The 3,365-nt window shown below is 36.9% G+C and carries 5 protein-coding genes; 2 read left to right on the top strand and 3 right to left on the bottom strand.

Annotation, left to right across the window (positions count from 1 at the left end):
• Positions 1–275: 275 nt before the first annotated feature.
• Genes GSF01_RS28955 through GSF01_RS28945 form a run of 3 tightly spaced genes read right to left on the bottom strand, consistent with a single transcriptional unit; the run spans position 276 to position 1,544 of the window.
• Positions 276–581: a hypothetical protein gene (locus GSF01_RS28955; protein WP_159888735.1), complete on the bottom strand. Its 306-nt coding sequence runs from the start codon at positions 579–581 to the stop codon at positions 276–278.
• Positions 582–614: 33 nt separating this feature from the next.
• The gene (locus GSF01_RS28950; protein ID WP_159888734.1) at positions 615–1,022 is read right to left on the bottom strand and encodes a hypothetical protein; all 408 of its coding nucleotides are present in this window, start codon (positions 1,020–1,022) and stop codon (positions 615–617) included.
• Positions 1,023–1,055: 33 nt separating this feature from the next.
• Positions 1,056–1,544 carry a hypothetical protein gene (locus tag GSF01_RS28945; RefSeq protein WP_159888733.1) on the bottom strand — a complete coding sequence of 163 codons (489 nt, stop codon included), beginning with the start codon at positions 1,542–1,544 and terminating at the stop codon, positions 1,056–1,058.
• A 528-nt stretch (positions 1,545–2,072) separates the two neighbouring features.
• Between GSF01_RS28945 and GSF01_RS28940 the strand changes: the two genes are divergently transcribed.
• Both GSF01_RS28940 and GSF01_RS28935 read left to right on the top strand, forming a co-directional pair.
• Positions 2,073–2,561, top strand: coding sequence for a barstar family protein (locus GSF01_RS28940; protein WP_235941798.1), 489 nt, complete (start codon positions 2,073–2,075; stop codon positions 2,559–2,561).
• A 424-nt stretch (positions 2,562–2,985) separates the two neighbouring features.
• Positions 2,986–3,300, top strand: coding sequence for a hypothetical protein (locus tag GSF01_RS28935; protein WP_159888732.1), 315 nt, complete (start codon positions 2,986–2,988; stop codon positions 3,298–3,300).
• The last annotated feature ends 65 nt before the right edge of the window (positions 3,301–3,365 follow it).

Genomic DNA, 3,365 nt, shown 5'->3' with positions numbered 1-3,365 from the left:
GAGTTGCTTGATGAGCACCTTCCATGGAGTCCAGCAGTTAGGCAACATTGTACATAACGCAAAGCCTATGGATTCTCATGAACCATGGGCTTTTCTTTTTCAATACACCTGGTTATTAGACGCTTACTACTTATGATACATTTCACCGTAGTGTATCTAAACATAAAGTACAATTGAACCACAAAATATCAGCAGTATATACAGACAAAGCCACTCCTGCAATGGAGTGGTTTCTTTGCATAGAACTTCTCTTTTATTGTAATTCAACATAATTCCTACTGATTCTCGCTCAAAGGACATATCCAATCGCTTTCGGCAATACCATCTGAAACTTTGGCACATTCAATCGCTTCATTTAACGAATTATGAAAAGTATCACCAATTACGTTCCATTCAATATCGCATGAAAATAAATAATATCCTTTGTCTCTATCATACATGGCGATTGCCATACCAGTTATTATAACGTCGTTAGAAGTCCCATCTTCTTCTTCATAGCGAATAAAACCAAAATTATTAGATTTGTTATTAGATGTATAGCCTATAACTCTTGCCCCATCAAGTTCCGCTGGCAGCGTCATCAAAGACACCTTCTTTCCGATAGAATCCATATTTTATCCAACAATCAAATCAGTTTCCTCGATAGCTGTTACTTCAATGTCATTACAGTAAAACTTAAAGTCATCCTCATTTTCAAAATCTCGGACAAGATATTTTGTCGAATCCCATCCTTTATCAGTAATATTCAATATTTCAAATCCACTTAATTGAATCACAGTCCCACTAGCAGACAAATTAAGGCTTCCTATTTTCTTAAAATGAATTGTAACCTTAAATTTTGGGGCATCACCTTTTGGTATCAAGACAAAGTCAATTAGCAACTTTGAATTATTATGAACATCGAATAAAGAGACAGTATCAATTTCAATCGCATACTTAAAATCGGTAACAAACTTTAAGTCCCCGATCGTAAAGTCATTTACCTTTTCTGTTATAAAGTCAAAGTTTTTAATACCTAGCATATTAGTCCCGCCCTTAATAAAATTGCTCTTTGATTAAGAAAAATAATTTGGATACCAAACCGCCAAAGTATCATCAGGACAAGCAACAACTAGCCAATTCTCATTAGGTGGATTGAAAGCAACGCCTAACTGCCATGATTCATATTGTTCATCATGACCATTGAGAAAGAAAACCTCTCCATTATCCAAGGTAATAATAAGGTGCGGTTCGGATTCACCTAGAAATATGTCAGCAATCTTTTTCTCTCGAAGAGTACAAAGCAGTTTGATTTCTTCTTCTTGAGTTAAGTCTTCAATGGCATCCTCGTTATGTGGTAAAGTTGCAGGCATTGACTCAAAAACACACCATCTCGAAGCTAAGTTTATGTATACTTGACCTTTGATTCCTTTTTCATATTCATTTGAGTCATGGTCAGTAATAAGCATTTGCAAAATACCACCAAATCTAATTCCATCAATCCTAGCCCCTAAGCATAGGTGCTTTAAGACTTTATCAGCAATCTTCTTATCCTCATTATCCATCAGAATCACTCACTTGTTAATAAAATCGTGCTTTCATTTTCAAAGAACCTCACTCATACTATACCATATGTTGGAATTTCAATGTTGTCGTATCGCTTCAAAACTAATTCATAGTCGGTCGATGGAAAAGTGTGTGATCTTCTTTCATGAAATCAAACATAGGAAAAAACATAAATTTGGCGAGAGCACATCGTTAGGTTGTTCTCACTGAATACTCCACACATGTGGAGTGCTGTTCGCTATTAGTTTGGAATGGAAATAACGAATGAGAAGTTAATGTGGGATTGCCCTCTCTTCATTGAGAGGGTATTTTTTTGTCTTCTTAATGGAGCGGGAGTTAGATGCTATGGACACTCGGGGGGGGGGGGGGGTACAGCTAAATGCATGTCTCTGTTCTCAATGTTGGGATGTACACATCTTCTCAGCAACCAGACGAAAGATTTTAACGATACGAAAGGTAAAATACCAACATATGGTACAATAGGTTTAGGTTATTGTTCTGATGAAAGCTGTTTGGGGGTTAAATAAATGGAGCGAGAGGTATTATGGAAGTCGTTGATGATGAACGGTTCTATCATTATATTTTGGAGACAAAGCATACTAGAGAAGTATGTTGAAAATATAAGAGAAGAAGGATTTGACGTATATCTCTTTGATTGTGAGTCATGGGATAAGAACACTTGTCTTTCGGAATTGGGTAATACACTTGAGTTCCCAAATTACTATGGAAAAAACCTAGATGCTTTTAATGATTGCCTTTCTGATATTGTTCCTAGTAATGAAGGCTTTGTATTAGTCTTCAAGAACTTCGACAAATTCAATGAACGAGATAAAGACACTGCGTTCCATGTGCTAGACATTATCCAAAATAATTCTTGGCGATTACTTGTCGAGAATCAAAAAAAGTTGATGGCTTTTGTGCATTCTGACGATCCTCGGTTAGAAATACAACCTGTGGGCGCACTGCCTGTACTTTGGAACAATGAAGAATGGCTTAATAAGAGCAGAGGGATTTAGTCTTAAACCTTCTAATCGAGAATCGAGGTGACGGTATGTCCCTAATACCACTTAGAATTCCAATGGGGTTTGCTGTATGTTTCAACAAATTTTCAGATGTTGACCCATACCTTGTGAGACTGGGGATGGCTTTATTGAGAACTGGGAGTATTTCACCGAAGATATTTTGCAAATATCAATGATGAAAATAGTAGATGGAAATTGGGCGTTACCGAAGTGCGATAAGCTTATCATTGACTTAGGATGGTATCCAGACAGTCAGATCACTGGACAATACAGACTGGTACAAGTTAATGAGTCTTGGGAAGTAATAAGAGAGAAATATTCCAAAGATCGACATGAAATAAAGGATACCATCGAAGATTGGATGAACAATCCCATTGTTTCATAGACAACCTATCGAATACTCTGGTGGTGAAGAACGTTGAAAGTATGGAAATACTCAACGACTGATGAATACTTTGATTTCTTAGATTTACATGATGCTATAGTAGAGAAAATTCAAGTATTAGAGAACCAAATCGTTATAGAAATAGAATCGGTAAACATACTGGCAGGTCATCCGCTCAACCCTTATACGGTAGCTAAGAATACAGATAGTTGCAGATTGATTTTCATACATCCAATGTCTAGCGAAGCAACTCTTTTCCTAGAAGATAAGACCTCACAGCTTATTGGTAAGCGTCTAATAACCAGGTGTATTGAAAAAGAAAAGCCCATGGTTCATGAGAATCCATAGGCTTTGCGTTATGTACAATGTTGCCTAACTGCTGGACTCCATGGAAGGTGCTCATCAAGCAACTC

It is taken from the genome of Paenibacillus puerhi (assembly GCF_009846885.1).
GTDB lineage: Bacteria > Bacillota > Bacilli > Paenibacillales > NBRC-103111 > Paenibacillus_G > Paenibacillus_G puerhi.
The sequence above is the reverse complement of the archived record's forward strand: the minus strand, read 5'-3'. Positions and strand labels throughout refer to the sequence as shown.